The organism is Psychrobacter sp. AOP7-C1-14, assembly GCF_052376135.1.
GTDB lineage: Bacteria > Pseudomonadota > Gammaproteobacteria > Pseudomonadales > Moraxellaceae > Psychrobacter.
This window is the reverse complement of sequence record NZ_JBQSVH010000001.1, coordinates 464,330-489,949: the sequence shown is the minus strand read 5'-3', so window position 1 is coordinate 489,949 and position 25,620 is coordinate 464,330. Positions and strand designations below refer to the sequence as shown.

Genomic DNA, 25,620 nt, shown 5'->3' with positions numbered 1-25,620 from the left:
GGTTATCCTGATATGAGTGATGAGCTAGGGAATCCGCCAAATGGCAAAGGATTGTTATCGCCGAAGCGTAGACGGCAATCGCTTAGTCTGCCGCCGCATTTATCTTTTGATGGATCATCAGTAGGCGTGCCATCTTCGGTAAACATAGCTGTACCTGTATAGCCACATTCCTCACCGCGATAACGCCCATGTACCGCCCAATGGCAATACGATGTGATCTCACGGCTTGGTATGCGAGCGCCCTCAAAATCCACTGGATTTGATAGCTCGAAAGTCACCGCACTAGCGTTTTCACTTGTTTTCTGCTCGACATACCAAAGCTGCTTGCGGTACTCGTTAGCCGCTTGTGGGTTGCCCTCTGTGAAGTTTTCAGCATCTAAATACTTGGCTAGCGTATTGATGACGGTCAGCTTTGCCCCTGCAAAATCATCAAATTTCAGACACATAGCACTAATCGCGCCTTGAATACCGTCGATATTGTTAGCCAGTACAAAGCTTGGTGTTGATGCACGACCATCGCCGCGCATTTCCAAACCATCAGATTGTATCGGCATAGGACTGTATATACTGCCTTGCCAAATAATATCGCGACGAATTATATCCTCTGTGCCCGTGTTTGTGACTTTGTACGTGCTGCTGGCAAATTCAGTCTTACTAGCAAACTTAAAGAGATATTGCCAATCTTCAAAGCTCACATGACCATGCCAACGCATGATGCCAGCACCAAGTTTTGTAGCATCAAGCTCATAAAGCGTTACAAGCCCTGTGACTGAAAGCTTTTGTAGGTCTGACTCGAGCATACCTATACCTCCACATGATCTGAGTCGTCGATTTCTACATCGTTAAAACGCAAATCAATCCAACGACCGTCAGGGATGTCTAGCGGTTGGTTTAAGTCAGGCACAAACTTGAACGTACTCATATCAAAAATACGAGCATACGTTTTTAGCGTGATAACGTCATCTGTGTCGTCAAGCGTGACTGCTACTTTAGGATTGCCGTTCATGTCATTTGGTATAACGATGTACCAGCCATCTGAGCGTAAGCCTGTTGTACCTGTGATTGTATAGTCGCCTATACCGTTTTTGATATAAGTCGCAGACATGCTATCGCCATCATCATTACCCTCGATACGGTCGCTAAACACTCGCAATACTGGTGATGATGGCTTAATAGCTCCGTTGCTGTCTAAAGTTGTATTTGCTGTACTGTAGAAAGTATTCCAAGATGTAAATGTACCCGCGCTGTTTACTCTGGTACTTAAAGTGCCATTATTTCGACCCCATAAGAACTGGAAATAATAATCAGTCGGTGTGCTCCGCGTTGCAGGCATCGATGTTAGTAGTGCAATACTGCTCGATTCTTTGGCTGGATATGACGTATTTGTCTTACTAACTAAATAATATTTATCTATTGCCGCTAAATTTAAGTCAAAAGTTCCTGATATTTCATACTCTCCGCGCCATAAACCGAACGTGTTTCTCCAAAGTAACGTATTGTTTGGTAGATTGGCATCTGCACTGCCCACCTCTCGACTCGCTGCATTAGTCTGATTATTAAAATTATCTTTAACCTTACTCCATAGCACAAACTCGTTATCGCCAGTAGCACCGTTACCTGTGCCAGGGTTTGGAACTTGAATAGTCATACTATCTCCTAAACGCTCATAAATTGTTCAAAATTAAGTGATATTTGCCAGTAGTCGCCTTTACGCTGTGGCGTTGAATAGCTGCTACAGGTGTATTGCTTGGTCTCGCCAAAGGGGTCTGTCCATAGAAAAGGGATCACACCAGCATGCTCATCGATAAAATTCATAATGGGCTTAATAACATTATCAATCTGACCAGTTTTGGTGGCTGACCAGTTTCTAGTTTTGTTATTAATTCCAAACGATGAGAGCTGTGCGTAACCATCACCAAACTGGGTTTTATTGACCCTATGTTGTGTGGTGGGCGTTGCGCCCATATCCACCTGCCAAGGGAATGTCTTTATTGCCATTATAATCACCCACTAAAAAGCCCACTGAGTAGTGGGCTTATGGTTAGTTTGAAATAGTTTAGAGTGTTGGTAGTAGCTGAAAGTTGCCGTTAGTGTCCGCACGTATGCGATATCTTTTATCGTCACCTTTGTTTAGGGTGACTTCTACAGCGTCACTTACTGAAGGGCATAACCCGCCACGCGTATCAAATGACAAAATATGACGACCGCTTGGTACATTTAGCTTCACCGAGTCAGAAGGTTTAAGTTTTGCTACAACTTTATTGTCGATAGATAGTTTAGCAGCGCAAGCCGCGCCCACGATGCCGCTGTCGCGAGTGACGATGACAGTAGCGGTATCGGTAGTAGCAGTGTTATACAGCATAGGTGCTACTGAACTTGGTGCCGTTGTTGGTTTTGTAGAGCAAGCGCTTAACATGCCCATTGCGATAACAGCAAATAGAAACTTATTCATAATACCCTCTAAGCAATCAAACTATTATCATATCGACTTTTGTTGTTAGCGTCCATATAATATGCCACCTTGGCGGCGCTCTTTCATTAACTGCTGTTTGACAGCAGCTGCAATGGCTTGCCCCAACTGTTTGCCCGTCTTCTGATCAGCCTCTACGCTTGACGTACCATTACCGTTAACGGTCACATTGACGTTGACATCACCGCCCTTGCTCGCACCACTATCCAAGAACTGACTTAACTTCTTATTGTCATCAGCCTTTACTACGCGCTCATTTTTATCAAGCACCCATGTGCCTTCGCGTGGTACGCTCGCGATGCCGTCATGCGCTTGACCAACTGGCATAGAGATTGACTTAATATTACTAACAATCTCAGCGCCCTGCATAACTGCTTGCCCAATAATCGGTATATTTTGCGGGAAGCCGACAGCCATTGCCTTGGCGACAGACTGCTGAATAGCCATTGCAGACTGCGCAATAGCAAAGCCTTTCTCCACTGCAAACAACGCACGGTAGATACCTGATTGCTCACCAACAAATGATTTAGCAAACCCTGCTAAGTCACCAAACAGCGCCTCATTTTGCGTTAGCATTAAGTCACGTTTAGCATCCATATAGGCTTGGTCACTAGCGATACGCGCATTATTAGCAGTTTCGACCATATCGGTATGGGTCTGCTCGTACTGCTCAATAATTTTGTTTCGCGCGTCGTACTCGGCTTGTATTTTACCCATCGGCGTCGAAGACTCTAAGCCTGACAGCATGCTTTGTAAGTTTTCGCCCGCGGATATTTTATCTTTGCCAAACTGATCAAATCGCCCACGGATCAAGTTAGTGGCACCACTACGCAATTTATCGCGCTGCCCCTGCCATTCATCAAATCGTTTTTGCACAGCGTTGGTTGCTTTCAGTTGTGATTCTAGATGTTGTAGCGCTGTAGCTTGTTTGACATACTCATTAATACGAGCATCGCTAGCGCCTTTATACTTGCCATTATTGATATCGTATAGTAATGACGATAGCTCGCTATTATCTCCAAACAAAGCAACACGTTTTCTAAAGCTATTGATACCATCTTCGACGGCTTGTATAGCTTGCTGGGCCATGCGCTGCGCTTCAGTAACGACTGCCTTTTTGCCTTTCTTGATACCAACCGCCATACCTTCAGCAGTCTGCTCACCAACTTTCTTCATGACCCGTGATGGCGAACGAATATCCAGCACGCTCTTAGCTTTAGCAACTGCGCTTGATGCCATACTGCCGATTGCAGTAGCAACACCGCTTGCGCCTTGCTTAATACCGTTAATCAAACCGTTGACGATATCTCTACCGACTTGCAGCATACGACCGGGCAATTCTCTGAGCGTAGTCATGATGGTGTTTTTGATATTAATAATTGCGCCGCGAGTGTTAGCCACACCTCTATCCCAAGCCGCTTGCATGGTCGCAACCGTGTTCAAGACATAGCTTTTTATCTTATTAAACTCAGTGTTAAGCCCGGCACTGATAGCAGCCCAGTTTTTAACGACTAGATAACCACCGGCCGCAATCAATGCAATAGCCGCAACCACCGCAAGGATTGGACTGGTTAAGACAGCTAGTGCAGCATTGAAAGTCCAAGTCGCTGCGGCGCCTACACCTGCCGCCACTGACCAACTTGCGGTTGCCACAGTCATCACACCTGCTTGCACCGCTGCTGCGGCTGCCTGTACTTTCAATAGTATCAATGGCGCATTTGCTGCAATCAAAGCCACTGTAAGCGCACTTACTGCTACGCCTAGCGCAATAAAAGCAGGTTGATTCTCACTAACGACACGTTTTATTTCATCCCAGTTTTGATAAACCAAGGCTCCAGTCGCAAGCAATATACCAAGGCCTAGAACTGTTAGCCCCATCGTAGTGCCTAATGCGGCGTAGGCTAGCTTTAAACCATCAACAGTAGTCTTTGCTGCCGTAAATCCATCAACTGCTAGCTTTAGACCAAGTACTGTGCCAACTAATGATCCGCCAATAAGTGTGATTTGCTGAATCAGTTCGGGATTAGCAGACACCCATGTGCCGACAATTGCGACCATAGGGGTCATCTTTAGCAGCAGTTCATTTAATGCAGGTATAAAGGCATCGCCAAGACTCGCCACCACTCCATCTATATTGTTTTTGATTAGGACCATTTTATTGGCAGACGTTGCGCTGATTTTCTCAAATTCAACATCCATTGAACCAAAGTAATCCTTGGTTGTATTGACGGTCTCACCAAGCATTTCCCAGTTGTTTTCTAGTACGCCGACACTCCCTGCGAGCATCGTTATATCATCGCCAAATTCTTTACCGATGATCAAGGCGTTCGTGCCGATACGTTTTGACTGCTCTAGCTTATTGATAGCCTCAAGATAAGTAATAATGGCCTGCTTACCATCAGTTGCGACCAGCTTACTAAAATCATCAATATTTAACCCCAACTGCTCAAAGCCGATTAATTGAGACTTGGTGGCATTGTCCAGTGTAGAAAATGAAGTTAATAATGAATTGACCGCCGTAGAGGCAACCTCGGCAGGCTTACCCATGGCAATCAATGCGCCGGTCAAGCCTAACGTTGCGTCCTCTGACAAGCCAAAGACTTTAGCGACACCACCGACACGTTGCAGTGAATCAATGAGCTGGGCGGCAGTAGCAGGGGTGTTGTTTGATAGCGTATTAATCGCATCGCCCAGACGGTCGATATTTTCAATCGGTATCTGAAACACGTTAGCGATTTTTGCCATACTGTCAGCGGCTTGCTGCGCTGGTATATCAAAAGCAACACCCATCTTTGCCATGACTTCAGTAAAGTGAACCAAGTCTTTTTCTGCAATACCCAGCTGACCGCCGGTAGCTGTGACAGCTGCCAATTCTTCAAAGGTTTGCGGTATCTGTGTTGTCAGCGCCTGTAGCTCTTTACGCATATTTGCCAAGCCATTGCTTGAGGCAAAGTCTACAGTCTTATCAATCTCAGCCATCGAGGTCTCAAACGACATCGCTGTCTTTAATGATAATGCGCCCATACCGGCAAGCGCTGTGCCAACAACCGCTGCCGCTTTGGTAGCGCTCTTACCCATTTGCCCAAAACTGGTGCTAGAGTTTTCCCGTGCTCGCCTGAGCTCATTGTTATATCTGGCAGTGTTTGCCTCCATAATGATTTGGATTCTACTCAATACCGACGCCATATCGTCACCCTATGATTAATTGTGATTGTTTTGCGGATTGACTTTTGATTTTAGGAAGTCTTTTAGCGCGGCTGCTTGAGCTTGTGCTTGCTGTTTGGCGACTTGTATTCGTTGCTGTTCTTTTTGCTCAGGCGTTTGCATGCTATAGTCAAATAACATGAATTCTTTTAGCTCTGGCTTTTCCTCACCGCCATAATTCTGCTTGCGCAAAGTGGCAAACTGTATATCAAAAAACTTCCCACCGAACGGCTCTACGTACTCATAAAATGCTTGCCACTCGGTTAGCTCTTTTGATGTGATGTTGTCATCAATCCAAGCCACCGACTTGCTCAAATGAGCGGCAAGCCGAAACTTAAATATACGTAGCGGGTGGGCTATTAGTTTTTTGCAGCTTCTTCTTTTGCCTCTGGTTGCAGGGCGTTGATGTCGCTTGATGCGTCGAAGACTTTTGACACAATGGCAGATGGAAAGCCTTTGACCATTTCCAAGTCGTCATCGTTAAACTCTAAAACGCCGTTTTCATCACAGACCGAGTAGATAAATATCACTGCGCGTACGCCGTTATTTTTTGATTCTTTTTGCATATGACGCTCTAAGCCTTCACGCTCAGCAGCAGTCATTACCTTGATAAACACTTCACCAAGGTCGGGAATCTCAATGGATTTGACGCTGGTTTTTAACTGCATAAAATCCGCTTTGCTCAATACTTTTTTGGCTACTTGTTTGGTCATTTTGTTACCTGCTTATTAGTTAGGGATAATAAAAAAGAAAAATAAAAAGGCGTAGAGCCGGTTAGATCACTACACCTATAAACTTATTGCGTAATAACCAACGACTAGACTGTTGGCGTGACTTCTGAGCTGATAACCAATACACCTTCGACTTTTAGCATGTCTTTTTGCTCAGCGACCAAGTTAAACTCTTTGATCATACCGTCAAAGATAAAGTCTTCACCCGCAGCATCTACAAAGGTAATCTTATTTTTCAGCGTCGTATTGTTATTAAAAGCCGCTTTTAGCTCCATATGCTGAGGATCAGTCGGCATGTAGTACAAAGTAAACGCTATTTCTGACGTTTCGCGGAAGTTGGCCACTGCGTTCACAGTAGACGTGGCATCAGTAGGCGTCACATCCACCACTGTTTTGGGTAGATTAGGCATATCCATGCTGTTCAAAAACTGTACTTGGTTAAAAGTGGGCACATCATCGGTTGCAATACTCCAGGTGTACTGCGTGTTTACCAGCTTGTCGGTTGAAATAGCCATATTTGTCACTCTCTCATTTGTGGGCGTTATATCTGAGGCTAATGCCTGAGATTGCATAATAGCGGTTGCTATGTTTGTTTAATTGGTTTGCCAGATATGGCATTCGATACTTTGTCTAAATAGCTTGGCGTCGTCCTCATACATATATCGGCGACTGTCATAGTGAAAAGGCTGCACGTTATTTTTAAGTATCTCAATCATCTGATTCGTCGTGTCTTCACAGCCATCATAATTGCTGTGATAGACATCCAACTGCAAGTAAGCCATCTCGCGACCGGTATAGCCCATGATGACATTGGTCGCGTTGGTATTAAGCACGGTATAGACCAGATAAGGCAGCCCTTTCTCAGAGTCAGGTCTGACCAGTGGATAGACCTTATTTTCAAACAGCGCACTTAGGTTGCTGTATATCACCTCGCTAGCTTTCATTGTTTATCCTTGTTAGCCAATCAGTACCTTATCGATCTCAGCTTTCCACTTTTCTTTAAACTTATTCACGCCTTCTTCATGCTTGCTGTCTACGGCAGGTCGCAGAAATGGCGCGGCGGCCATCTTGCTAGTACCATTTTCTATAAAGTACCAATAGAATGCCTTGCCAGATATGTAGATGCCAACCGCGGGCTTTTCGGTATATCTCATTTGCTTGGAGCGTATATTCTTTTTGAGCAGACCTGTTCTCTCTGGGGCGCGGGCCTTTGCTTCTTTTTTGATAGGTTGGATGCCAGCATTAAGAGCTTTCATCATCACCTTTTTTTTGGATGTATCCGCGAGTCTGTCAAACTGACTTTCTAGCTCATCCAAGCCTTCTATTCTAAAATCAACGCTCATAATGGAATCCTAGGTAACAAAAAGCGCCATCAGATGACAGGGGTTTTTTTGATTGGGTAATCGGTTATTTAGTGGCTGGCTGACTAATCATATCTCGTACCGTGTCCAGATTGAGGTTGATTAGATAATGCTGGTGATTAACGAATTAGTAAATGTTTGATAATAAAAAACCCACCGATTGGTGGGTTTTTAGTTAATAAAATACTAATGGGTTTTAATCACAAGCGCCTGCTAGTTTAGCGCCATATTCTGCTTGCTCTTTCGTGTATTTATCACCCGCTGAAGACGACAACTGAGTCACTAAGCCTTCACATGAAAACCCTGTAAATGATAAGTAGTTCTCAGCGGACCTACCTGCTTGCTCATTGTAGTCAATATCCATGCTATCAACCGCAATAGTAGCGTCGTCAATATTGTAACCATCGCCAGCATCAGATGATAACTGGTTGATTAAACCATCTCGCGAAAAACCCTGAAAACTAATATAGTTTTTAGCCGATCTAACGGCATTTTTCTGCTGATTAGTCATACCATTGTCTTCTGCGACCACCTCAGTTTCAGAAATCATGGGCTCAGCGACATCAGCCGATGTCGTCGTTTGTGCCACTGTTTTTTCTGCGTCATCTGAGCCAAAGATAAGCCCAATGATAAACAGCGCAACAACAATAATAATTATCCACTTAATTATCTTTTTCATATCAAACATGCCCATAACAGTAAAATCAATAGACAAGTATATTACGAGTGACAACATTAATCTAGCAATCACAGAAACAAAGTAGAAATATTAGATGCTTTTTAACATTAAGGTTAAATGCTCACGACCGCTTCTGGCATCGGCTAAAGGTTCGCCATTTATCTCATAACGTCGACCATTATGCTCTATTTGCATAGTGCTATCGATGTCGGCACGGTAGCGAATGATGCAGCGCGCGATGGTTTGACTATTGGCGGCTTGAGCGATCAGCACGTCTTTGACGCTTAAAGGCTCCATAGACGCCCACAATTTTAGATATGTCGTCCATGTTGATGCCAGTACAGCGCCAGTAGAGGAGCGGCCACTGGTTTGTTTGAGTACAGTGATACGCTGCCGCAATGTACTCGCTTTTGTGTTAGCTTGCTGTTGCGCTACGAGTGCTCTCATGATAGCTCCTAAGTAACCACAGGGGTGCGATACGGGTAGAGTAAGGCAACAACTGGCTGGGGTAGATAGTTGCCATTGGTTGGGGCGGTGTTATCCACGTTGCGGTTATCATCGAAGTACCCAACCAGCATCAGAGCAGCCACTTTGATATCGTCATGTCCCGTTGCTGGTGTGTCTTTATCGATATAGCGATTGATAGCAGAGTCAGCTGCAGCGATATACATCGTCAGCGTGGCGTCATTAGCATCATCGTCATAGCGCAGATGATGTTTGACTTCCTCAAGTGTTACCCATACCATCGTCATCCCCTTTTGTGTCGTCGTTCGCTGCTGGCGTTTTAGTAAATGGATTGTCACTAGCGTCACGCTTAGCGATAGCAGCGAGGCTAAAGTTCTGCTGCTGAATCATGGGGCTTTCACCACCAGACACAGCGGTATAGCCGATTTTGGCACGCGCTTCATTCGGTGATAGTATCGAGCCGCCGACCGCTTTGGTTAGATATTCCATTTGACTGGACGAATCCATTCTTAACAGTCCGTCAAGACAAAACTCAGTTTCAACGCCGTTTTCTAAATCCAAGTGCTCATTGAGTAGGTTTTCGATACTCTCAAGATAGTGCTGTAGGCAATCGCTATAGTAGATATCGTTATAGTCGCTCACTTTACCAGCGGGCGGTGGTGCCAAGCCGACTTTAAACGCCGGCACACTAAACGCGGTACATATAATCTCACCTGACAGCTTGAGTTGCTCAACCAGCTGCGCATCTTGTGCGGCGACCGATATCGCTTGGTACGTCACACCATCACTAAGCACGGCGGTGCGGCCTGTGCCAGTGCCAGAGTAATTTTTGTTCCACTTTTTGCTCATCTCTTCTGATGTTTCTTTGGTTATTGCCCCTGGTGTGACCAAAATACCTGATGGACGCGATGCATTAGCAAAGAAAGCATGAGCATTGCGCTGGATACTGACGCCTTGACTCGCTGATAGGGCGCAAGCCGTAATAGGAGACAGGCCAACTAATGGGTGATAAAAGCAGTTAAAGCGGTCATGAATGATCTCAGACGCGGGCACAATAATGTCATCAGCTAAGTTAAACAGTCTATCGCGGCGCACTTGATAAAACACATTGCCATTTGGGTCAACAAGTGGCTTCACGCGCTCAGAGTTTAAGATAAGCAGCTGCCATATATCACCATATATGTCACGCACCTTCCACACATAGGTATTGCCGTGTGCCGTTTTTTGTGAGGCCCAGCATTCAAAAAACTGCTGCGTGTTTTGATAGTGGTTTGGTTTGGCCAATAGCTTATTGGCGCGGCTTTTGGTTTCTTGACTGACGCCTGCGACCCTTTTTTTGGTCTTTATTTTGAGCTTACCGATGTCGCGAGTGATAAGCGACATACAAGCAAACACGGCATGATGTCGCATTTGGTCGTTTTTACTGACTTCAATCTCTTCATTGCGTTGCCATGCGCCGGTGAATGGCTCATGTATCGTGTGCCAAACATCACCATTGACAGCCTGGGCGGTGTTTGCTGATTTTTTGCCAGTCATCCAATCAATAAACTTGCCCATAATGTTTACTCGTCGTCGGTTTTGGTGTCGGTTTTGGTGTCGGTTTTGGTGTCGGTTTTGGTACCTTCATTGGTGAGGGTACCATCGTCAGTTTTGTCTTTAGATTTAGATTTTCGCTTGGGTTTGGCGGGTGGTACCGCTTTTGCAAATCCAGTCACGATCAAAATATTACCTTCAAATTCGGTAACGTTATCGACCATACCTGCTGAGCCGTTGGGGGCGTCTTTGATGTATTCAATATCCATAATTAACCTCGTTTTTTAAGAGTAGATACGGATAGCGAAGGAATGGCACTACCAATACCTACTCGTAAAAAATACCAGCGCTATGACTGGGATTTTGGTTAGCTATCATTTTATATGGTTAGCTATTGTTTACGGGATAACGTTCGTGTAGTTAATATAAGATGCGGCTGTGACACGGCGTTTTGCCCATGTCATGTGACGCTCAGCACGAATTGCGGTCATGTTTTGCTGCCACAAGTTAACGAGGGTCGATGCCCCCATATCAATGGTCGCTTGGTCACTAAATGCAATCTCAACCGCGCCATCATCAGCCAAATAAAGCTCAGACGGTTTGATAAGTGCAATGACATCAGTGGCTGTCTCAGATTCGATGACTGGTAGACCTTTTAAAGTCTTTTGACCGAATGGCGCATCCATACCGCGATAATACGGATTGCCAAGCGCATCGCGCAGTTCACTCATATCACTTGCGCGGGTCTCACTCATCACATAATACGCGCCGTTTAGCGACAAGTTATTGCTAATAAATGTGGCGCGTAGGGCAGCAAGGTCGGCATTACACTCGGCAACGCCAACGCCAGTATGGTCAATCTTGGTGGCACCGTTTAGAACACCGGCTGGACGCTTGTCAGTCTGGGCCGCCGTATCAATAAACGTGTTATCAATAAGTGTGGCACATGCTTCGATCATGTCATCGCGGAGCATCTGATCAGTTCCGGGTGATGCTAGTTTAAGTAAGTCATCAGTACGAACAACGATACCAGCGAGTTTGTGGTGGTCGATTTTGACAGATGTAAATGTTGGGTTCGTAGCTGGCTTTGCTTCACCTTCGCCGACCCAAGCTGCCACACCGCCAGATGCAAGACCTGGGATTTTGGCATTAAATGGCGCAGCTCGCATCATAGGTGCCAGCTTATCAACGATGGTTTGAGCTCGTAGTAGCTCGATAAACTCACCAGCAAGCTGGTTTTCAACAATTAACGCGCTTGAGTTACTAGTGTCGAGCACGACCGCTTTTTCTAGCGCTTGGATGACACGCGGGTCCATACCTTGCGATTTGGCGATATCGATTGGGCTAACATAGTTGCCCTGCTTTTGTTGCAGTACGGCCAAAGCTTTTGCTTTTGTTAGCTGAGCAAAGCCGATACCTTTTTTGGCGTGGTTTGGCTTAACTGTCACACCTTTGTCGGCTTGCGTAGGGTCTTTTGCACCTTCCGCGCTTGCATTCGCTTGCGCGGCGTTTTCACCGCCTGCGGGTGTGGCGTTTTTTTGCGCATCGGCGGCATCTTTGATGATTTCGTCGACGCGGTCGAGATTCTTTTGTAGCTTTGCGATGTCATCATCAATCGCTTCTATCTGCGATTCTTCATCTTCATTAGTACTGCGATCTTCATCGAGTGATTTTTTGAGGATGCCAGTCTTAAGTCCTTTTTTAGACTTAATCGTGGCAAGAATCTGTGCGCGGCGTTGTTCCCAGGTCATAGGGGTTCTCCAATTTTAATTAACGGTATGCTGCCCCGATTTGGGTCAACTAAGGTGATGGTTTTGGGTTTTTGCGCTACTGGCTCATGATTAGCCAATGGCGCGGTTTTAACGCTTTTAGGTGTGGTTGTATCGGCCGTAGATTTTGGCGGCGTATCAATAGGGTTTTGAGCGTCCAAAAAAGCTTGCTTGATATTTTTTACGCTGGTTATCTTTCCATCAGGGTTTGCAGGGATAGTAACGGCTGATAACTCGTACCATTCCCACTCTTTGATGTGTAGGCCGTAGCTGTCATCAAGGTATTGGTACTCAAGCAGGCGAAAGCCAATAGACAAGCCCTTGACCAGCCCAGACTTGATAGACTGCCATGCCTCATCAATGCGATTTTTAAGCGGCCCGTCGTCCTCAATTTTGACGATGGTAGCGGTGATCTCAATGCCATCACTGGTGACCGTAGCGGCGGTGACTTCGCCAATCGGCTCATTGTGCTTGTGCTGCCACAATAACGGCATGGGCAGGGCAAACTGTGCGCCTTCCATATCCATGATGTCGTTGTCACGGTCCTGTTTGGGAGTGGAGGCGATGCCAGTGATGGTGCGTGTGTCGCCATCCTCGCTAATCTCTTTGACTTTTAAGGTGCTGTAGGCTTTGGTCATAGTGAGTCTCGTTATAAAATTTGGGCAAAATAAAACCGCCTAATTTGGCGGTGTATTATAGATTTGGATTATGCTGCGGCTTTGGTAGTGGCAGCGGTGCTCTATAAGTACCGTTGCATTTCTGGGTAAACTCTTTAAGTTTGATTATTGCGCCCTCAAAACTATCGGTTTTTTGCAGAAATATTGCGTGCCCAGTAAGTAGATGAGCATAAACACCCATCTCGCCTTTATCTAAATTACGATTGATATTTAAATGTGATAATTGACCGATATTAATAGCGGTGGTGCTTAGTAAAACGACTCTACACATAATCAAATCCTTAAATGAAAAACAGTGCCGGTCCATCAGTATTGGGTGCTTCTGGGTTAAGGCTCATAAGTGCGACTCCATTCAGCATGCCAATGACAGGGTCAATCTTGGCGGTGCCAGATTCAGCTTTGCTAATCATCGTACCACTACCGCGCACCACGGTACGAGAGTTGCCCACACACCACGCCATCATATCTTGGTCGGCATGAATGAGGTGTTTGCGCGCGATTTTGTTCTCAGAGGTCTTGATATAGCCTGCCATCTTAAAGCCTTGGCTGACCCCGATAAGCTTATCTTCAGGTATTTCTACAGCTGTCAGCTCTTCAATCAATGTGCCAATGCCTAGCGGGTCAAGCCCGATACTGTCAAGTTTGCCGCTGTCATGTATTTGCTTGCATAACTGAGCGACTTGCTCTGACTCATCACCGATGTTTTTTACGATGATAAGATCGCCATCTTTCTCGAAACCTTTTAGCATTGGGGCGATAGACATGCGGCGCTCTAAAGCAATTGTATGACACCAAGCGCGGGTCCATACCCACCACGGCTTAACTTGTACCTTTTGATTAGTGATATTATCAGTGTATTCGCGTAAGACAGTGGGCAGACGACCGATGGCAGCAAAGCCTAGTAAGTCATCAAGGCCACCGCCATCGATGCCGACAGTAATTACCTCAGAAGCTTCAATCAGCTCATCAAGCGTAAACGGCTTAGGCGCTTTAGCGGCTGCCCAAAACTCGGCGGCTGCCCAACGATTGGCACGTAGCGAGATACCGATTTGCACGTTGAGATGCTTAGCAGTAAAGTCTTGCAGCTCTTCTTTGCCCTCATCTTCTGCTTTTTTAAATTCACGCTCTAAGAACTTAACACTGACAGACGCCCCAAGATTGGGGTTAGTGATATACCAATTGTCTGGGTTGAGATATAACTCATCGTCGATGTATTTTTGTGGGAACTCATAGAGCAGGCCCAAGAACTGTGGGTCAACGACTTTGCCATCGCGTACTGCGCGAGCATAGTCTAGTTTTTGCTTAAAGATACCAGCAGGCTGCTCGTCAGGCATTGTACTAAGATATACCACGAACCCTTCTGGCCGTGATGCCAATCCGCCGGTGGCTTCACGCAACATTGATGCGGCGTTGGCGCGTTTGCCAAATAACCAAAGCTCATCGATGAGCACATAACTGAATTTACTGCCCCCTAATGTGTCAGATTCAGCTGCATATACCTTTAGGGTGGCATTGGTACCTAAATGCGTAATAGTACGCGTGTGCGGCGATACGTTGAACATGGCAGCCAGTTCGGGGTCAGCGCTAATCATGTCGCTTGCAGGGCCGTAACTGGCATTAGCGACTTCTTTCGTTGGGGCAATGATAGCTAAGCTTGCACTAAAGCGCTCATTGAGCACTAGCGCGATCATCATAATGCCAGCGGCAAGCGTTGACTTGGTATTCTTTTTACTGATAAGCAAAAAGAACTCAGTAATCAGCCGCTCTTTACTCTCAGTATTATAAGCACCAAAAATAGCAGCGATAAACTCACGAGCCCATTCGCGGGTGACTTCACCAGCGGCAGGGCTGCCAATCATATCGACTAGTATTAGGCTATCGAATATCTTGAGTGCAATATCAGCCACGTCCTGATTGAGCGGCTTACAAGGCATCAATGACTCACCAGCGACTATGCGCTTTTCCCAGTCGGGTAAGGCTGTCGACCAGGTTGTTATCATGATGAGCTCTTATTGCGTTGTCTTAGATGTGAGTAAATCCTGCTGATTGCCTAACGTCGCAAACCTACCGGTGTTAGTAGCAGTTTTAGCATCTAGCTTGCCTTGCTCTTTCTTACCAATCGGGGCAGGTTTCGGCTCTTCGTATTGAATAGCAATAGTGGCGCAGCTGATACGGTCTTTCATCGACTTGGCAGGATTTTTATATACAGTCTGAAAGAAGTGTAGGGCATTAACCAGCTCAACGACTTCAGCGGTTTCACCTTCAGTAGTTTCACCAGTCTTTAAAAGTTTAATGGCGCGTAATTCAGTGATGCGATCTTGAACCAACTCATCATCATCAAGATTTTTGAGTTGCCGTTTTGCATTAGCTTCGTTTTTAGCTTTATAGCCAGCGGCTGCCATCGCCTCTAATTCATCAAGGCCGTCAGCGACGTTTTGGCAGTACGCTTCCTTTCTTTTAGTTAGTGACATAATGAGAACCTTTCTCAATTAAATGTAATCGGAAAAATGGAAAAATAATTTCAATTTAGGATTTTTTTTGCGCGTGGGAGGTGGCGTGGTGTCCGCTGGGTTTGCCCAGAAATAAAAACACCTCCCCCCGGGTTATTTCCAAGAAAATATCTTAAATTTCTTGGCTTTCTGCATGCGTTTTCGGCTTATGACAAGCAGTGCAGATGGTTTGGAGGTTGCTGTCATCGTCAGTACCACCACGAGCGGCGTTGAGAATATGATCTAGCTCAAGCTCACCGCCAACACGACCGCAAACTTGGCAGGTATATTTGTCGCGCTTGAATATCTCATCGCGCTTGCGTCGCCAAGGTCGACCGCCGCGTCCGTGTCCCCATCTTGATTTAGGTTGATGAGTATCATTGACTGCTTTGGTACTGATGGTTGCGAGGCGTGGGCGTAGGGTTTTGAGCGCCATGCTTTATTACCTCCAAAAAGAAAACCCGCTGCGGGGGCAACGGGCTTAACTGGTGATGTTTGTTTACGTCTGCTTTATGATTAGGCAGGAACTTCGAATATGAGAAATATTAGGTCAAACTGTTCCATTAATCAATATGGCTTTTATTCATTGATGAGCTGTTCATCTATCTTACGCCTTACTCTGCGAGCGGTAGAGCGGATATCTTTTATTATAAATTCGATATGTTCTGAGTAATTGTTGCGCGACCAGGTCGCTTTAGATATCCCTGCAAATGCAGCTCTCTCATTACCTGACCAAGCAAATCCAGTGGCTTCGTTCACTGGGTATTGTAATTCCGCAAGGGCTGTAGCACTAAGTACTGCACTATGCTTATGAGGCTTGTCTTCATAGTTCCATCTGAGACCGTATCTAGCAGCGATGCGCTTCTGAAGGACTGGGTCAAACCCGCTATAGATATAATGATAGCAATCAGACTCTATCTCATGAATGTTTGCATAAGCTTCAGCAGCTGCTCTTAAGTATTCTTGGCGCATGATAAATATCCCCCGTTATTTATAGCCAATATATATAGGTTCAGGGTTGTGTCAAAGGTTAAGGGTTGGGCTTTAAACCCTGCACCTCTACAGGCCTTTATTTATAATACTTGTAGATGAAAGGTTAAGGGTTTAAGGGGTTTAAGGGTTATATTTACGCACGGGATAAAAACTATTTAGTGATTAATATTAAATATATTTAAGTTATTTATTTATTTCCCGCGCGCGCACAAGAAAAAACCCTGCAACGTCTGCTACAGGGTCTCGTATCGCTTGGTATTATTGGCTTGTAGAGGTTAAGGGTTTGATTTTAACTATGAACCTAACCCTTAAACCCTGCACCTAATTATTGTTTTGGGTCGTAAACACTATTGATTGCGAGCTTGAATCGGTGAATCTGTCCGCCAATCCAGTCTTGTTGACTACCAAACTTGTCAGCTGGATATGATGTCGGCATGGCTATAGCTAAGACCATAGCTTGTTTGGCGGCATTCATGTTAGGCGTTCTGTATTTTAGCCGTGATTTAGCTTCGCGTCTACCAATATATGTCATAAGTTTAGTTTCAGAGGTTGGCCGTTCGCCGCCTCTTTGGCACCACTGACGATAAACAAAATATAAGTCACTACTAAGGCAGCAGCAGTAAGGTATCTCTAAGTTATTATTCGACCAATCGTCGTAGAAAACCTCCCAGTTTGGTTGGCTTAATCTGATTACTTCGCGCTTGCTCTGGGTCATGATAGCCGGTGTATGTGCTGTCTGGTCTTTTAAGTCAGTCATTAGAAGTAAAGTATAAAAAGCACGTAGCATCTTGTCATCGGTGTCGGATAGGGCAGCCGCGACATTTTTTAGAATGGGTTCGGGAATCTTTTGTTGTGGATAGCAGACTACATGCCGTCTATCGTTTTGCTCCAGTGCTAAGGGCTTCATGTTGTTTGATAAGAATATTGCATTAACAAAGTTATCTTGCTGCCAGCCGCTCATAAACTTTTTACTGATATAAATTGTATTGCCTGTTACCAATTGCTTGACCATGCCCATTTGTGAATAGCTATCGCTGCCACTGAATATCTCTTCGAATAGCGCATATAACTTATTCGACACCCAATCATTATATTGAGAGTCAAGCTGACCTTGTCCCAATGTGACAGCATAGTCGCCATAGATGCGGCTCATGATGCGGTCAAAGAATAGCGACTTACCTGCGCCTTGCACTTCACCGTGAAAGATGAGAGCAGTATCAAGTTTGGTACCAGGTTGTTGCAATGGAATGGCTAGCCATCTAAGCACCCATTCATAGACTTCTTGTTTGCCTTCGCACAAATGTAATAGCAGGTCAGTGATCGGCTTGCACATCTTGGCCGCGTCTTCGATATCTGTCTCAATAGGTTTTAGTGGTAGACCGTCAAATGTATTGATAGCAATATCTTTGTCATGCTTGGGTGTTTTGGTGCGAGTAGGGTCAAACCAGATGTTATCCGCTTTGATAGTAATACGCGCCTCTGACTTAAGCCAAATCTCATACTCATTAGGGCGCGCTAGTTTGATGGTATCGACAGGCAGACGAATACGCTCAACGTCATCCCAAACCTCTTTGGTGCCATAGATAAGGAAGTAACGCTGAAACATCGATTGAGCTTCAACAGCCATCATCACGTCAAGGTCTTTTGCGACTTCTGACTTAGTTATCTTGCGGTGGGTCGCTTTCCACCATAGGTCGGCTAGTTTCTTATTGCCAATCTCATTAGCAAACTGGGTCTTTGTATACTCAATCTTTTGCTCAGTGTCATAGACTTTATTAGTCACTTTGCCGATATCAGTGATTTGAGCGTAGCGCTTGATCATCGCTGCCAGTCGCATTTCTTGCTCTACGTCAGCCGGTACATTGCCGTTGTGCTGTACGATGGGTGCAGCAGTACTATGGTCATCATTGGCAGCTCGCGTCACGATTGACTGATTGGCTAGCGCATGCTTGATTTGGCGTGCTACTTCATTAAGTCCAGATGCAGCGGCGAGGTCGTTAAAGTCTGTATGTTGTTTGCCTTGCATTACGCCGCATCCTTATCTATATCTAATATATCGAAGCTTGGGGTGACTATCTCACCATTGATGCTAATAGCAGCTTGCTGGGCCTTATAAATACCGGCGTTATATTCAACAAGCGGTTTTGGCTCTTTACCGTCAGCGATGTCTTTATCGCGCAGCTTGGCAGCAGTTGCGCTGTCATCATCAGCACAGATGATGATGCGATGATCAGGATATTGAGCGCGTATAGATTGGGCGACTGGTATTAGATTGTTTGCATTAAATGCGACAATCACGGGCAAGCTATAGCTCATTGCGTCAAACACAGTAGCGCCAGTGGCATAACCCTCACATATCAATATCACACCACCACCAAACATGGCTGAACTGCCAATCGTAAAGTAAGCGCCGCTTACCAAGCCGCCTTTTAAAAACAATTTTTCGCTATCAGGTGCAATGGTTTGCACGTTGACCAGTGTTATTTGTTGTTTGTCGGCATTGTGGTAATACATGGGGATGATTAAGTTATCATTAGCGTCTTGGCTCAACCCAATTGCTGAGACGTTTTTGCGTAGCAAATAAGGGTGATCGTCAGCTGCGGGCTTTGAGTTATCCCAAATGCTTTGGGCTCGACTGGCAGCATCAATGCGAGCTTGTCGCTTTTCAGCTTTCTCTGCTGCTTCACGTTCGACTTGCTGTGATTGCCACTGTGCGCGTTGCTCATCTGTGACCGTGCTAGTCGCATCAAGTCCTATTGCGCCTGCAATCAGCTTATTGGTTTCATAAACATCAAGACCGGTAAAATCTTTGACTAGCATAAAGCCGTTACCAGCGCCGCACTGTGAACATATCCAAGTCCCTTCACCGCGTTTGTCGTCACAGCGAAATCTATCTTCGCCGCCGCACATAGGGCATGACTGATGCTGATGGGCTGGTTTAGTGAAGCTGATACCAGCAGCAGGAAAGATAGTTGAGACATAGTTGCCGACAGCGGCTGCACGTATGGCATCAAAATCTAATGGGGTGCGTTTATCTGTCATTATGTCTCTCCATATTGCGCTTGGCGTTTTCTAAAATCGTTTGAATGTGACGCTGTAGTGCTTGAGCATCTTTTTGCATACGAGCGTATTCGTCAGGCTCAATAATTTTGTCAGCATAAGCATCCAGCGAGGTGCTATTGAGGTCTGCAAACTTTTGACCAAGCAAAGCAATATCAATCATTTCGTCGCACTGGTTGTCATCTTCAGGTAACAAAAACCACGCGGCGTTGCCATGAGCGCAGCAGATAGCATCCATAATGAGTGATGATTGTGTGGCGCTTAAGACTTGTTCAATAAGTGACGGCGATAACGTGTGACTTGTGCGCTTTGGGTTGACTTGCAGGGCCGCTGTATTGTAATTAAGCCCAAACGTCTCACAAATACTGCCAAGCGTGCCGCGTGGTTTCATCGCAGCTTGATAGACTGCTGCTTCTAGGTCTAATGCGCACTTTTCGGCGCGCTCTGCTGCTGTATATTTTTGCTTCGACATATTGCCCCCGTTATTGTCGTTCTTTTATTTCGGCTGTAGCGTTAAGCTAGTTGTTGTTGATTACTTGGATCGTTTGCTGGTTCGGGAGTGGGGAATATATCTGGACGTAACTCGTGACATGGGACGCCAGTAGCTTCGCTAATTTTTGCAACATACTTAGCACTAGCTTTTTTATCCCTAGAAACCATAACGCCGACGTTTGAAGATGTACGCCCAAGGCCGATTTTTACTGATAATTCTGCTTGTCCGCCTGCGATGTCGATTGCTCTTTGTAGAGCTAACAGTGTAGGCGGGATAGATTTAGAGTGAGTCATAAAATTACCTTTGTCTTTATTAGTTAGCAATATAATTACATTTGTAAGTCATATTGTCAATTACTTTTGTAAGTGGCGCATCATTTCATTTGTAATTATTATGTTTGTAAACTTTGGGAGATACTTATGGAACCTGACTTAGACACACTAGCCAAGCGCGTAAGGTTTGTACGAAAAGAGAAAAAACTTACTCAAGCACAGTTAGGCGAAATGATCGGAGCTGACCCATCGGTAATAGGCAACCTTGAGCGCCGCAACGGGAAAAGCAGTAGTTATACGGAAGCTTTAGCAAAGGCGCTTGGGGTTAATTTGTCCTGGTTAATATCAGGCTCTGGTGATAAACAGATTGAGAATGAGAATGCGCACGATATTGAGCACAATAATGACAAGACTAATGATTATGTAATAGTAGGTGGGACGACTGACTACCCGTTAGTCAATGTGCCATACAAAGACTTAAAGGCCAGCTGTGGTGGTGGTTACGTAAACTTAGAACATCCAGAGCAAAAAGGAATGATTGCGTTCACAGTCGAATTTTTGCGTGAGAACGACTTACCTATTGATGGTAATGGCTTACTGCTAATGCATGCATGCGGAGATAGCATGGGCTATACGATTCCCCATGGCACCTTAATGCTGGTTAATACTAATGAAAAAGAATATGACAATTTCATTAGTAACAAAATCTATGTTTTTAATGCCGATGGAGAGTCTATATGTAAGCGCGCATTTAAAAACTTAGATGGTACGGTAACCTTGGTCAGCGACAATGCTGATAAAGTTAGATATCCCGACCAAATTGTTAATAAGGATAAGTTCTATGATTTCAGCATGGAAGCTCGCGTACGATATACATTTAGTAAGCTATAAGGCTTCTTGAACATGCATCTTGTTAAATATTAATAGCTATCTACAAATAATTACATGAAGTAATTACATATAAACAATCAATTTGTAATTATAAAACTACTTATTATTGATAATAAATTACAAAAGTAATTGACAGTCTGAATTACAAATGTAATTATATACCCGTAATCAACAAAACGGGTATAACGTCATGTCTCAATATCAAACCAACGGAACGGTCCCACCAACGCGCGCTCAACAACAGATTGAGCGCCTACAACTAATCCTAGCTGAACGTAACCAGCAACTCCAAGCCGCTGAGCAGAAACTTACTCAAACCGAAATAACCAACAAATTAGCGCGTAGAAATACACGCTGGTTTATGGCGCTTTGCACCCTATTAATTGTCGCTATGACTGTAGGGGGTGTGGCATGAGCACTCAAAACAAGCTAGGTAAGATAATCACGCGCTTTGAAATCGGTTTTGATAACGAAACCAAAGTCGAAATTGATTCTTTAAAAGGCAAACTAGACGAAGTGACGCGAGCACTGTCAGTTAAAAATGACAGTCACGGCGACCGCTTACTTGCAGCCATGCAAGCTGAAGCAGCTAATGATGCGCCCCGCATTCCATTTCTTAAGAAGATGGGGCAATGGGTGTTTGAAGGGCAGGATGAAAAGTGGGTAAGTGCTGCCAAAGATGCTGATAATGAAGTTTGGTTGTTTCAAGTGCCATTAAAAGACTTAGCAACTAACGAGAATAAGGACTACTCGTTGTGGTATGCACAAGATGGTTCAAAAGCTAGATACCTTTGCGATCTTAGATCTAGTGAAGATTGGAAAAACAGTGCTATCGACCGTGAAACCGTCAACGATGTCGATTATCTAAGCGGCAACGGCTTAGACGAATGCGTCCCACATATCGATGATGTATTAGACCAACCTAACTGGCTATCTGGGTCAGTACCACAAATCACCCAAGCTGACATGCAGCTTATCTTTATCAAAAATCTATCCGAAACTCTTATACAGCGCATGCATAGCATGGACCGCTTTAGTGAAGATGATTATGCGGTTGGCAGTGACAAGTTAATAGCATGGGATATTTTGATTTACGAACCTTTGGGTGCTTACGCGATTTTAATGCGCGGACCTGGCCGAATTAATGTTGCGGACTTATTGCTCATTAGGGAGGGTGGGCCGATGGCAGATGCGGGATGGAACACTGAGAGCGAAGCATTTGCAACTTTGCGGACAATAACCGAAGCCGAACTACCAGCATTTCGTGCGGCGTTGGAGGCTTGCTATGCGTAATATCGCCAACATCAAGCCGAGTACTATCTTAGTATCGCTCATGCACAACGCCAAACTTAGCAACGCTGTCAGCCGTACCGCTTTACGCGATGCCGAAAACCAGTGGTGCAAGCATATTGCCAAGCCAATCGAACTACGCGACCAGCACACTCTGCTCGATGTCGCTGAGCAACTGCGCCTAATTATCGTGCAAGTCTCAGAGCGGCGGTGCCGTATCAATCCAATGTACTGGGCAGCGTTGGTACATTTAGAAGCTGACTTACGCAAGGCGTTTGCCCAAAACATCAACCTTGAACCGCTACTTGACATTGTAGCTGCCAATAGCGAACACAGTGAGGTGGCGTAATGTCTATAAACAAACAAACCCGTAAAGGGCCTTTGCTAATCAATGTTAGTGGCGCGCCTCACATTGGTGTCACTACCGCATGCGAACGTGTGCAACGTTGCTTAAATGCGCAAGGCATCATCACTGACGTCATTAAGCTTGAGCGCGGTATCGATGTAGTCAACTTTGATGATGATTATTTGCTTGGTGAGTATATGCACTTAGATGTCATTTTGTTCGACAAGCATCGCAATGCTGACTCCGCTGTCAAACGTCGTATGATTCATCCGCTTTGGGGTGCTGAGGGCGTCATACCTGACATCAGCGTCTTGCTCAGTTGTACGCCTGATAATTACAAGCGCCAAATATGTAATCGTATCGACAAGCGCAAGAAGTTTGAACATCACGGCTATTACCTGGCAATCGATAGGGAGCATTACGGTACGCGCAATCATCATGTCGTCAATATCGATGGTAAGAACGGGCAGCTATATGCAGCCGGTACGATTAAAAGTCTGATATTAAGGGAGCTGCGGCGATGAGTAAAACATTATCCCTTAACCGACGTGCTCATTTATTTGTCAGAGATGACGCACTATTTATCAAGCTGCAAACGCCGCATAACAAAATGCCAGATAAAGCAGATATTTATATCCTTAAAAAATTCAGCATCGACCGTCTAAAGGATATCCGGGACTGGGCCGATGCAATGATTAAAGCAAGTGAGATAAGTAATGTCAAAGCAGATTAAACGAGTCACTTTTGCGCCAAACAATTATGGCTTGCAATGGCTTGATGTAAACATGCACAGCTGGGAGATTGTCGGCGCGTGCGGGGAAGGGCGTCACCTGGTGGGCCGAGCATGTCGCTTGGCTGACCGTGGCAATAAAATTGAATATCGCACTGGGTCAACCTACACGGCTATCAATGCGACTGTTGATAAGATGGCTTAACACTAATCATTAATTTTTAATCGCCCATAAGGGCATAACTGGAGCAAGACTATGAGTAATTTAAAACCAACCGATACCACTAAGTTTTTGGGTGATCTTACTGGCGGCGCTTTCGCTGACCAAATCGGCCATGCATTAAGTGATGTTGCTGATGCAGTCGTTATGACTGGTAAGAAAGGCCAAGTGAAAATCACGATAGATATCGAGCAGATGGGCGACAAAGAATCGTTGCAAGTTGGTATCAAGCATAAGCTTGAATATACCGCACCTGAAAAGTTTGGTAGCCGTAAAGAAGATTATGCGCGCAAAACGCCGATGCATGTAAATAAAGGTGGTGAGATGAGCCTGTATGCGAATCATACAGCTGGTCTGTTTGACCAAACCAACCAAGAAACAGACGTCTAACCAAAGTCATCTACTACGATAAGCGGGTGCGCCAACACTTGCTTATCACTAACAAACAAACTCATCCTAATAGGATTATAACATGTCAGATTATCAAAACTACCAAACCGAATCAGCAGTTGCAGCCTCACTTGCGGCCGACAGCTCGCTATTACGTCATGAACTAATCAATCCGCATACCGCTCTGGTCAATCCAAGCGTAAAAGTGTTGGGTTTAGAGCAGTATGATGCGGGTCGTAGCCGTAAGCGCGGGACATTTGCAACAACTGATATTGACAGCTTTGCTGACTATATTGAGATCAACGCGCAGCCTGAACATATTAGCGTTTTTATTGATAAGAATCAGATGCAAGCTGTAGCAATACTGAACTTTGACGCGGATGATTTTGAGCAAGGTCACCTTGATCATCGAGCAGTTTTGAATGCTGAGCGTACTGTTATGTTTAAAAAACTGGTATCAATGCATGATATGGGCCGATGTAAGCAGAAAGTATTTGCAGAATTTTTGGAAGACTGGGGCCACAAGGTAATTGCTCGTGATGCTGAAGGTAATGAGATTGAAAACGCCAAAGCTATCAATGCAGTACGCAGTATTCGAATTGATGAAAGTGCGCAAACTGATAGTCATGCAGGTAATTACCGCGAGACTCGTTCGCGCTTGGAGTCGGTTGAAGCAAAAAGTATTGATGGCGCATTACCTGCGTATTTTAGTGTGAATGATGAGTGCTATCAGGGTATACCAGCGCGCAATCTTGCTTTGCGATTGGGTATTAGCAACGAAGACGGTCAGCCAGTCTTCAAGATTGAGATTAAAGCATTGCAGTCTGTGCGGGATGAGCTGGCAAAAGAGTTTGCTGACATTGTTGCGAGCCGTGTTTTTGATGGAGTCAGTGTCTGCATCGGTCAATTCCAGGGTTAAACAATAAATTAAGTTTTTAAGCCCTGCTCTTATTGTTTGGGGTAGGGTTTTTATAAGGATTTTAAAATGGCTGATGATGCTGATCGCGCAAATGACTATGTTGATTTAACAATGACTCAGTATCTGAGTCGAGCGCCAAAGTTTGACAAGCCGTCACTGGCTGAGTGCTTGGAATGTGGCGAGGATATTCCTGCTAAACGCCAAGCAATGGGTGTGGTAACGCTCTGTGTAGACTGCCAAAGCGTGTTTGAGAAAAGGGGACGGTGATGTTAAGTAATAATGAGCAATTATTAGTGATTACCGCCACAGCTATCTTACTGGGTATGCTCATTGTTGCAGTAATTTGGCTAGTATCGATTGAGTTGAATAAAGGGGAATGACTGTGAAAACTGCTAAGAAATATACAGCAATGAAGATGTTTCTTAAGGTATTCATCGTCATCAATGTTTTACCTATTTTAATCTTCTTTTGGTTGATGCTGCTGGGTCTTGACGGACAAACTCATAGTCAATGTGGTGGGGCATGGGCGACGCTGATCTTAGGTGTGATAGCGATGTTTGTGCATTTGCAGATAAGTTTGGAGAAAAAGTAAGATGGACGTTATTGAAATTATCAAATCAAATGTGCCTTTAGACTGG

The 25,620-nt window shown here is 45.0% G+C and carries 37 protein-coding genes; 11 read left to right on the top strand and 26 right to left on the bottom strand.

Annotation, left to right across the window (positions count from 1 at the left end; all coding sequences use genetic code 11):
• Nucleotides 1-2: 2 nt before the first annotated feature.
• The 26 genes from ACT3QN_RS02130 to ACT3QN_RS02005 all read right to left on the bottom strand — a co-directional run bounded on the left by ACT3QN_RS02130 (nucleotide 3) and on the right by ACT3QN_RS02005 (nucleotide 20,217).
• Nucleotides 3-800, bottom strand: coding sequence for a phage minor tail protein L (locus ACT3QN_RS02130; protein ID WP_444528796.1), 798 nt, complete (start codon nucleotides 798-800; stop codon nucleotides 3-5).
• Nucleotides 801-802: 2 nt separating this feature from the next.
• On the bottom strand, nucleotides 803-1,648 hold the full coding sequence (locus tag ACT3QN_RS02125; protein WP_444528795.1) for a phage tail fiber protein: 846 nt from the start codon (nucleotides 1,646-1,648) through the stop codon (nucleotides 803-805).
• 8 nt (nucleotides 1,649-1,656) lie between these two features.
• Nucleotides 1,657-1,998, bottom strand: coding sequence for a phage tail protein (locus ACT3QN_RS02120; RefSeq protein WP_444528794.1), 342 nt, complete (start codon nucleotides 1,996-1,998; stop codon nucleotides 1,657-1,659).
• 58 nt (nucleotides 1,999-2,056) lie between these two features.
• Nucleotides 2,057-2,452: a hypothetical protein gene (locus ACT3QN_RS02115; RefSeq protein ID WP_444528793.1), complete on the bottom strand. Its 396-nt coding sequence runs from the start codon at nucleotides 2,450-2,452 to the stop codon at nucleotides 2,057-2,059.
• A 45-nt stretch (nucleotides 2,453-2,497) separates the two neighbouring features.
• A complete protein-coding gene (locus tag ACT3QN_RS02110; RefSeq protein WP_444528792.1) occupies nucleotides 2,498-5,656 on the bottom strand; it encodes a phage tail tape measure protein in 3,159 nt (1,052 codons plus the stop codon).
• Nucleotides 5,657-5,671: 15 nt separating this feature from the next.
• Nucleotides 5,672-5,989 (bottom strand): phage tail assembly protein T, encoded by a 318-nt coding sequence (locus ACT3QN_RS02105; protein ID WP_305936096.1) that lies wholly within the window; start codon nucleotides 5,987-5,989, stop codon nucleotides 5,672-5,674.
• Between the two features lie 44 nt (nucleotides 5,990-6,033).
• Nucleotides 6,034-6,387 (bottom strand): hypothetical protein, encoded by a 354-nt coding sequence (locus ACT3QN_RS02100; RefSeq protein ID WP_198328386.1) that lies wholly within the window; start codon nucleotides 6,385-6,387, stop codon nucleotides 6,034-6,036.
• A 104-nt stretch (nucleotides 6,388-6,491) separates the two neighbouring features.
• Nucleotides 6,492-6,920 carry a hypothetical protein gene (locus ACT3QN_RS02095; protein WP_444528791.1) on the bottom strand — a complete coding sequence of 143 codons (429 nt, stop codon included), beginning with the start codon at nucleotides 6,918-6,920 and terminating at the stop codon, nucleotides 6,492-6,494.
• A gap of 78 nt (nucleotides 6,921-6,998) precedes the next feature.
• Nucleotides 6,999-7,349: a hypothetical protein gene (locus tag ACT3QN_RS02090; RefSeq protein WP_444528790.1), complete on the bottom strand. Its 351-nt coding sequence runs from the start codon at nucleotides 7,347-7,349 to the stop codon at nucleotides 6,999-7,001.
• A gap of 12 nt (nucleotides 7,350-7,361) precedes the next feature.
• Nucleotides 7,362-7,748, bottom strand: a complete 387-nt coding sequence (locus ACT3QN_RS02085; protein WP_444528789.1) for an HK97-gp10 family putative phage morphogenesis protein — start codon at nucleotides 7,746-7,748, stop codon at nucleotides 7,362-7,364.
• 214 nt (nucleotides 7,749-7,962) lie between these two features.
• Nucleotides 7,963-8,445: an Ltp family lipoprotein gene (locus ACT3QN_RS02080; protein WP_198328394.1), complete on the bottom strand. Its 483-nt coding sequence runs from the start codon at nucleotides 8,443-8,445 to the stop codon at nucleotides 7,963-7,965.
• A gap of 90 nt (nucleotides 8,446-8,535) precedes the next feature.
• The gene (locus ACT3QN_RS02075; RefSeq protein ID WP_444528788.1) at nucleotides 8,536-8,892 is read right to left on the bottom strand and encodes a phage head closure protein; all 357 of its coding nucleotides are present in this window, start codon (nucleotides 8,890-8,892) and stop codon (nucleotides 8,536-8,538) included.
• 8 nt (nucleotides 8,893-8,900) lie between these two features.
• A complete protein-coding gene (locus tag ACT3QN_RS02070) occupies nucleotides 8,901-9,191 on the bottom strand; it encodes a head-tail connector protein (RefSeq protein WP_444528787.1) in 291 nt (96 codons plus the stop codon).
• Nucleotides 9,172-10,467 carry a phage portal protein gene (locus ACT3QN_RS02065; protein WP_444528786.1) on the bottom strand — a complete coding sequence of 432 codons (1,296 nt, stop codon included), beginning with the start codon at nucleotides 10,465-10,467 and terminating at the stop codon, nucleotides 9,172-9,174. The genes ACT3QN_RS02070 and ACT3QN_RS02065 overlap by 20 nt, the downstream gene beginning before the upstream one ends.
• 5 nt (nucleotides 10,468-10,472) lie before the next feature.
• Nucleotides 10,473-10,712: a hypothetical protein gene (locus tag ACT3QN_RS02060; protein WP_444528785.1), complete on the bottom strand. Its 240-nt coding sequence runs from the start codon at nucleotides 10,710-10,712 to the stop codon at nucleotides 10,473-10,475.
• A gap of 129 nt (nucleotides 10,713-10,841) precedes the next feature.
• The gene (locus ACT3QN_RS02055) at nucleotides 10,842-12,194 is read right to left on the bottom strand and encodes a phage major capsid protein (RefSeq protein ID WP_444528784.1); all 1,353 of its coding nucleotides are present in this window, start codon (nucleotides 12,192-12,194) and stop codon (nucleotides 10,842-10,844) included.
• Nucleotides 12,191-12,850, bottom strand: a complete 660-nt coding sequence (locus ACT3QN_RS02050; protein ID WP_444528783.1) for an HK97 family phage prohead protease — start codon at nucleotides 12,848-12,850, stop codon at nucleotides 12,191-12,193. Before ACT3QN_RS02050 ends, ACT3QN_RS02055 begins: the two co-directional genes overlap by 4 nt.
• 55 nt (nucleotides 12,851-12,905) lie before the next feature.
• Entirely contained in the window at nucleotides 12,906-13,160 is a 255-nt protein-coding gene (locus tag ACT3QN_RS02045) for a hypothetical protein (protein ID WP_444528782.1), read from the bottom strand.
• Between the two features lie 10 nt (nucleotides 13,161-13,170).
• Nucleotides 13,171-14,889: a terminase large subunit gene (locus ACT3QN_RS02040; RefSeq protein WP_444528781.1), complete on the bottom strand. Its 1,719-nt coding sequence runs from the start codon at nucleotides 14,887-14,889 to the stop codon at nucleotides 13,171-13,173.
• 9 nt (nucleotides 14,890-14,898) lie between these two features.
• Nucleotides 14,899-15,360: a hypothetical protein gene (locus ACT3QN_RS02035; protein ID WP_305936107.1), complete on the bottom strand. Its 462-nt coding sequence runs from the start codon at nucleotides 15,358-15,360 to the stop codon at nucleotides 14,899-14,901.
• 151 nt (nucleotides 15,361-15,511) lie between these two features.
• Nucleotides 15,512-15,814: an HNH endonuclease gene (locus tag ACT3QN_RS02030; protein WP_444528780.1), complete on the bottom strand. Its 303-nt coding sequence runs from the start codon at nucleotides 15,812-15,814 to the stop codon at nucleotides 15,512-15,514.
• Nucleotides 15,815-15,957: 143 nt separating this feature from the next.
• The gene (locus tag ACT3QN_RS02025; protein WP_198328415.1) at nucleotides 15,958-16,350 is read right to left on the bottom strand and encodes a hypothetical protein; all 393 of its coding nucleotides are present in this window, start codon (nucleotides 16,348-16,350) and stop codon (nucleotides 15,958-15,960) included.
• A gap of 346 nt (nucleotides 16,351-16,696) precedes the next feature.
• Nucleotides 16,697-18,397 (bottom strand): primase-helicase family protein, encoded by a 1,701-nt coding sequence (locus ACT3QN_RS02020; RefSeq protein WP_444528779.1) that lies wholly within the window; start codon nucleotides 18,395-18,397, stop codon nucleotides 16,697-16,699.
• Complete coding sequence (locus ACT3QN_RS02015; protein WP_444528778.1) at nucleotides 18,397-19,413, bottom strand: primase-helicase zinc-binding domain-containing protein; 1,017 nt, start codon at nucleotides 19,411-19,413, stop codon at nucleotides 18,397-18,399. Before ACT3QN_RS02015 ends, ACT3QN_RS02020 begins: the two co-directional genes overlap by 1 nt.
• Nucleotides 19,403-19,903 carry a phage regulatory CII family protein gene (locus ACT3QN_RS02010; RefSeq protein WP_444528777.1) on the bottom strand — a complete coding sequence of 167 codons (501 nt, stop codon included), beginning with the start codon at nucleotides 19,901-19,903 and terminating at the stop codon, nucleotides 19,403-19,405. Before ACT3QN_RS02010 ends, ACT3QN_RS02015 begins: the two co-directional genes overlap by 11 nt.
• A 41-nt stretch (nucleotides 19,904-19,944) precedes the next feature.
• Nucleotides 19,945-20,217, bottom strand: coding sequence for a transcriptional regulator (locus tag ACT3QN_RS02005; RefSeq protein ID WP_444528776.1), 273 nt, complete (start codon nucleotides 20,215-20,217; stop codon nucleotides 19,945-19,947).
• 126 nt (nucleotides 20,218-20,343) lie between these two features.
• Here ACT3QN_RS02005 and ACT3QN_RS02000 point away from each other — a divergent pair, with 126 nt between their 5' ends.
• From ACT3QN_RS02000 to ACT3QN_RS01950, 11 genes are all read left to right on the top strand, one after another.
• Nucleotides 20,344-21,087, top strand: coding sequence for an XRE family transcriptional regulator (locus ACT3QN_RS02000; RefSeq protein ID WP_444528775.1), 744 nt, complete (start codon nucleotides 20,344-20,346; stop codon nucleotides 21,085-21,087).
• A 190-nt stretch (nucleotides 21,088-21,277) separates the two neighbouring features.
• On the top strand, nucleotides 21,278-21,502 hold the full coding sequence (locus tag ACT3QN_RS01995; RefSeq protein WP_444528774.1) for a hypothetical protein: 225 nt from the start codon (nucleotides 21,278-21,280) through the stop codon (nucleotides 21,500-21,502).
• On the top strand, nucleotides 21,499-22,380 hold the full coding sequence (locus tag ACT3QN_RS01990) for a hypothetical protein (protein WP_444528773.1): 882 nt from the start codon (nucleotides 21,499-21,501) through the stop codon (nucleotides 22,378-22,380). Before ACT3QN_RS01995 ends, ACT3QN_RS01990 begins: the two co-directional genes overlap by 4 nt.
• On the top strand, nucleotides 22,373-22,726 hold the full coding sequence (locus tag ACT3QN_RS01985) for a hypothetical protein (RefSeq protein WP_444528772.1): 354 nt from the start codon (nucleotides 22,373-22,375) through the stop codon (nucleotides 22,724-22,726). Before ACT3QN_RS01990 ends, ACT3QN_RS01985 begins: the two co-directional genes overlap by 8 nt.
• Nucleotides 22,726-23,247, top strand: a complete 522-nt coding sequence (locus ACT3QN_RS01980; protein WP_444528771.1) for a hypothetical protein — start codon at nucleotides 22,726-22,728, stop codon at nucleotides 23,245-23,247. The genes ACT3QN_RS01985 and ACT3QN_RS01980 overlap by 1 nt, the downstream gene beginning before the upstream one ends.
• Nucleotides 23,244-23,456 carry a hypothetical protein gene (locus tag ACT3QN_RS01975; RefSeq protein ID WP_444528770.1) on the top strand — a complete coding sequence of 71 codons (213 nt, stop codon included), beginning with the start codon at nucleotides 23,244-23,246 and terminating at the stop codon, nucleotides 23,454-23,456. The genes ACT3QN_RS01980 and ACT3QN_RS01975 overlap by 4 nt, the downstream gene beginning before the upstream one ends.
• A complete protein-coding gene (locus ACT3QN_RS01970) occupies nucleotides 23,440-23,658 on the top strand; it encodes a hypothetical protein (protein ID WP_444528769.1) in 219 nt (72 codons plus the stop codon). Before ACT3QN_RS01975 ends, ACT3QN_RS01970 begins: the two co-directional genes overlap by 17 nt.
• A gap of 51 nt (nucleotides 23,659-23,709) precedes the next feature.
• Nucleotides 23,710-24,063: a hypothetical protein gene (locus ACT3QN_RS01965; RefSeq protein ID WP_444528768.1), complete on the top strand. Its 354-nt coding sequence runs from the start codon at nucleotides 23,710-23,712 to the stop codon at nucleotides 24,061-24,063.
• 82 nt (nucleotides 24,064-24,145) lie between these two features.
• Nucleotides 24,146-24,982: a DUF2303 family protein gene (locus ACT3QN_RS01960; protein WP_444528767.1), complete on the top strand. Its 837-nt coding sequence runs from the start codon at nucleotides 24,146-24,148 to the stop codon at nucleotides 24,980-24,982.
• 66 nt (nucleotides 24,983-25,048) lie between these two features.
• A complete protein-coding gene (locus tag ACT3QN_RS01955) occupies nucleotides 25,049-25,249 on the top strand; it encodes a TraR/DksA family transcriptional regulator (RefSeq protein ID WP_444528766.1) in 201 nt (66 codons plus the stop codon).
• A 115-nt stretch (nucleotides 25,250-25,364) separates the two neighbouring features.
• Entirely contained in the window at nucleotides 25,365-25,574 is a 210-nt protein-coding gene (locus ACT3QN_RS01950; protein WP_444528765.1) for a hypothetical protein, read from the top strand.
• Nucleotides 25,575-25,620 lie beyond the last annotated feature (46 nt).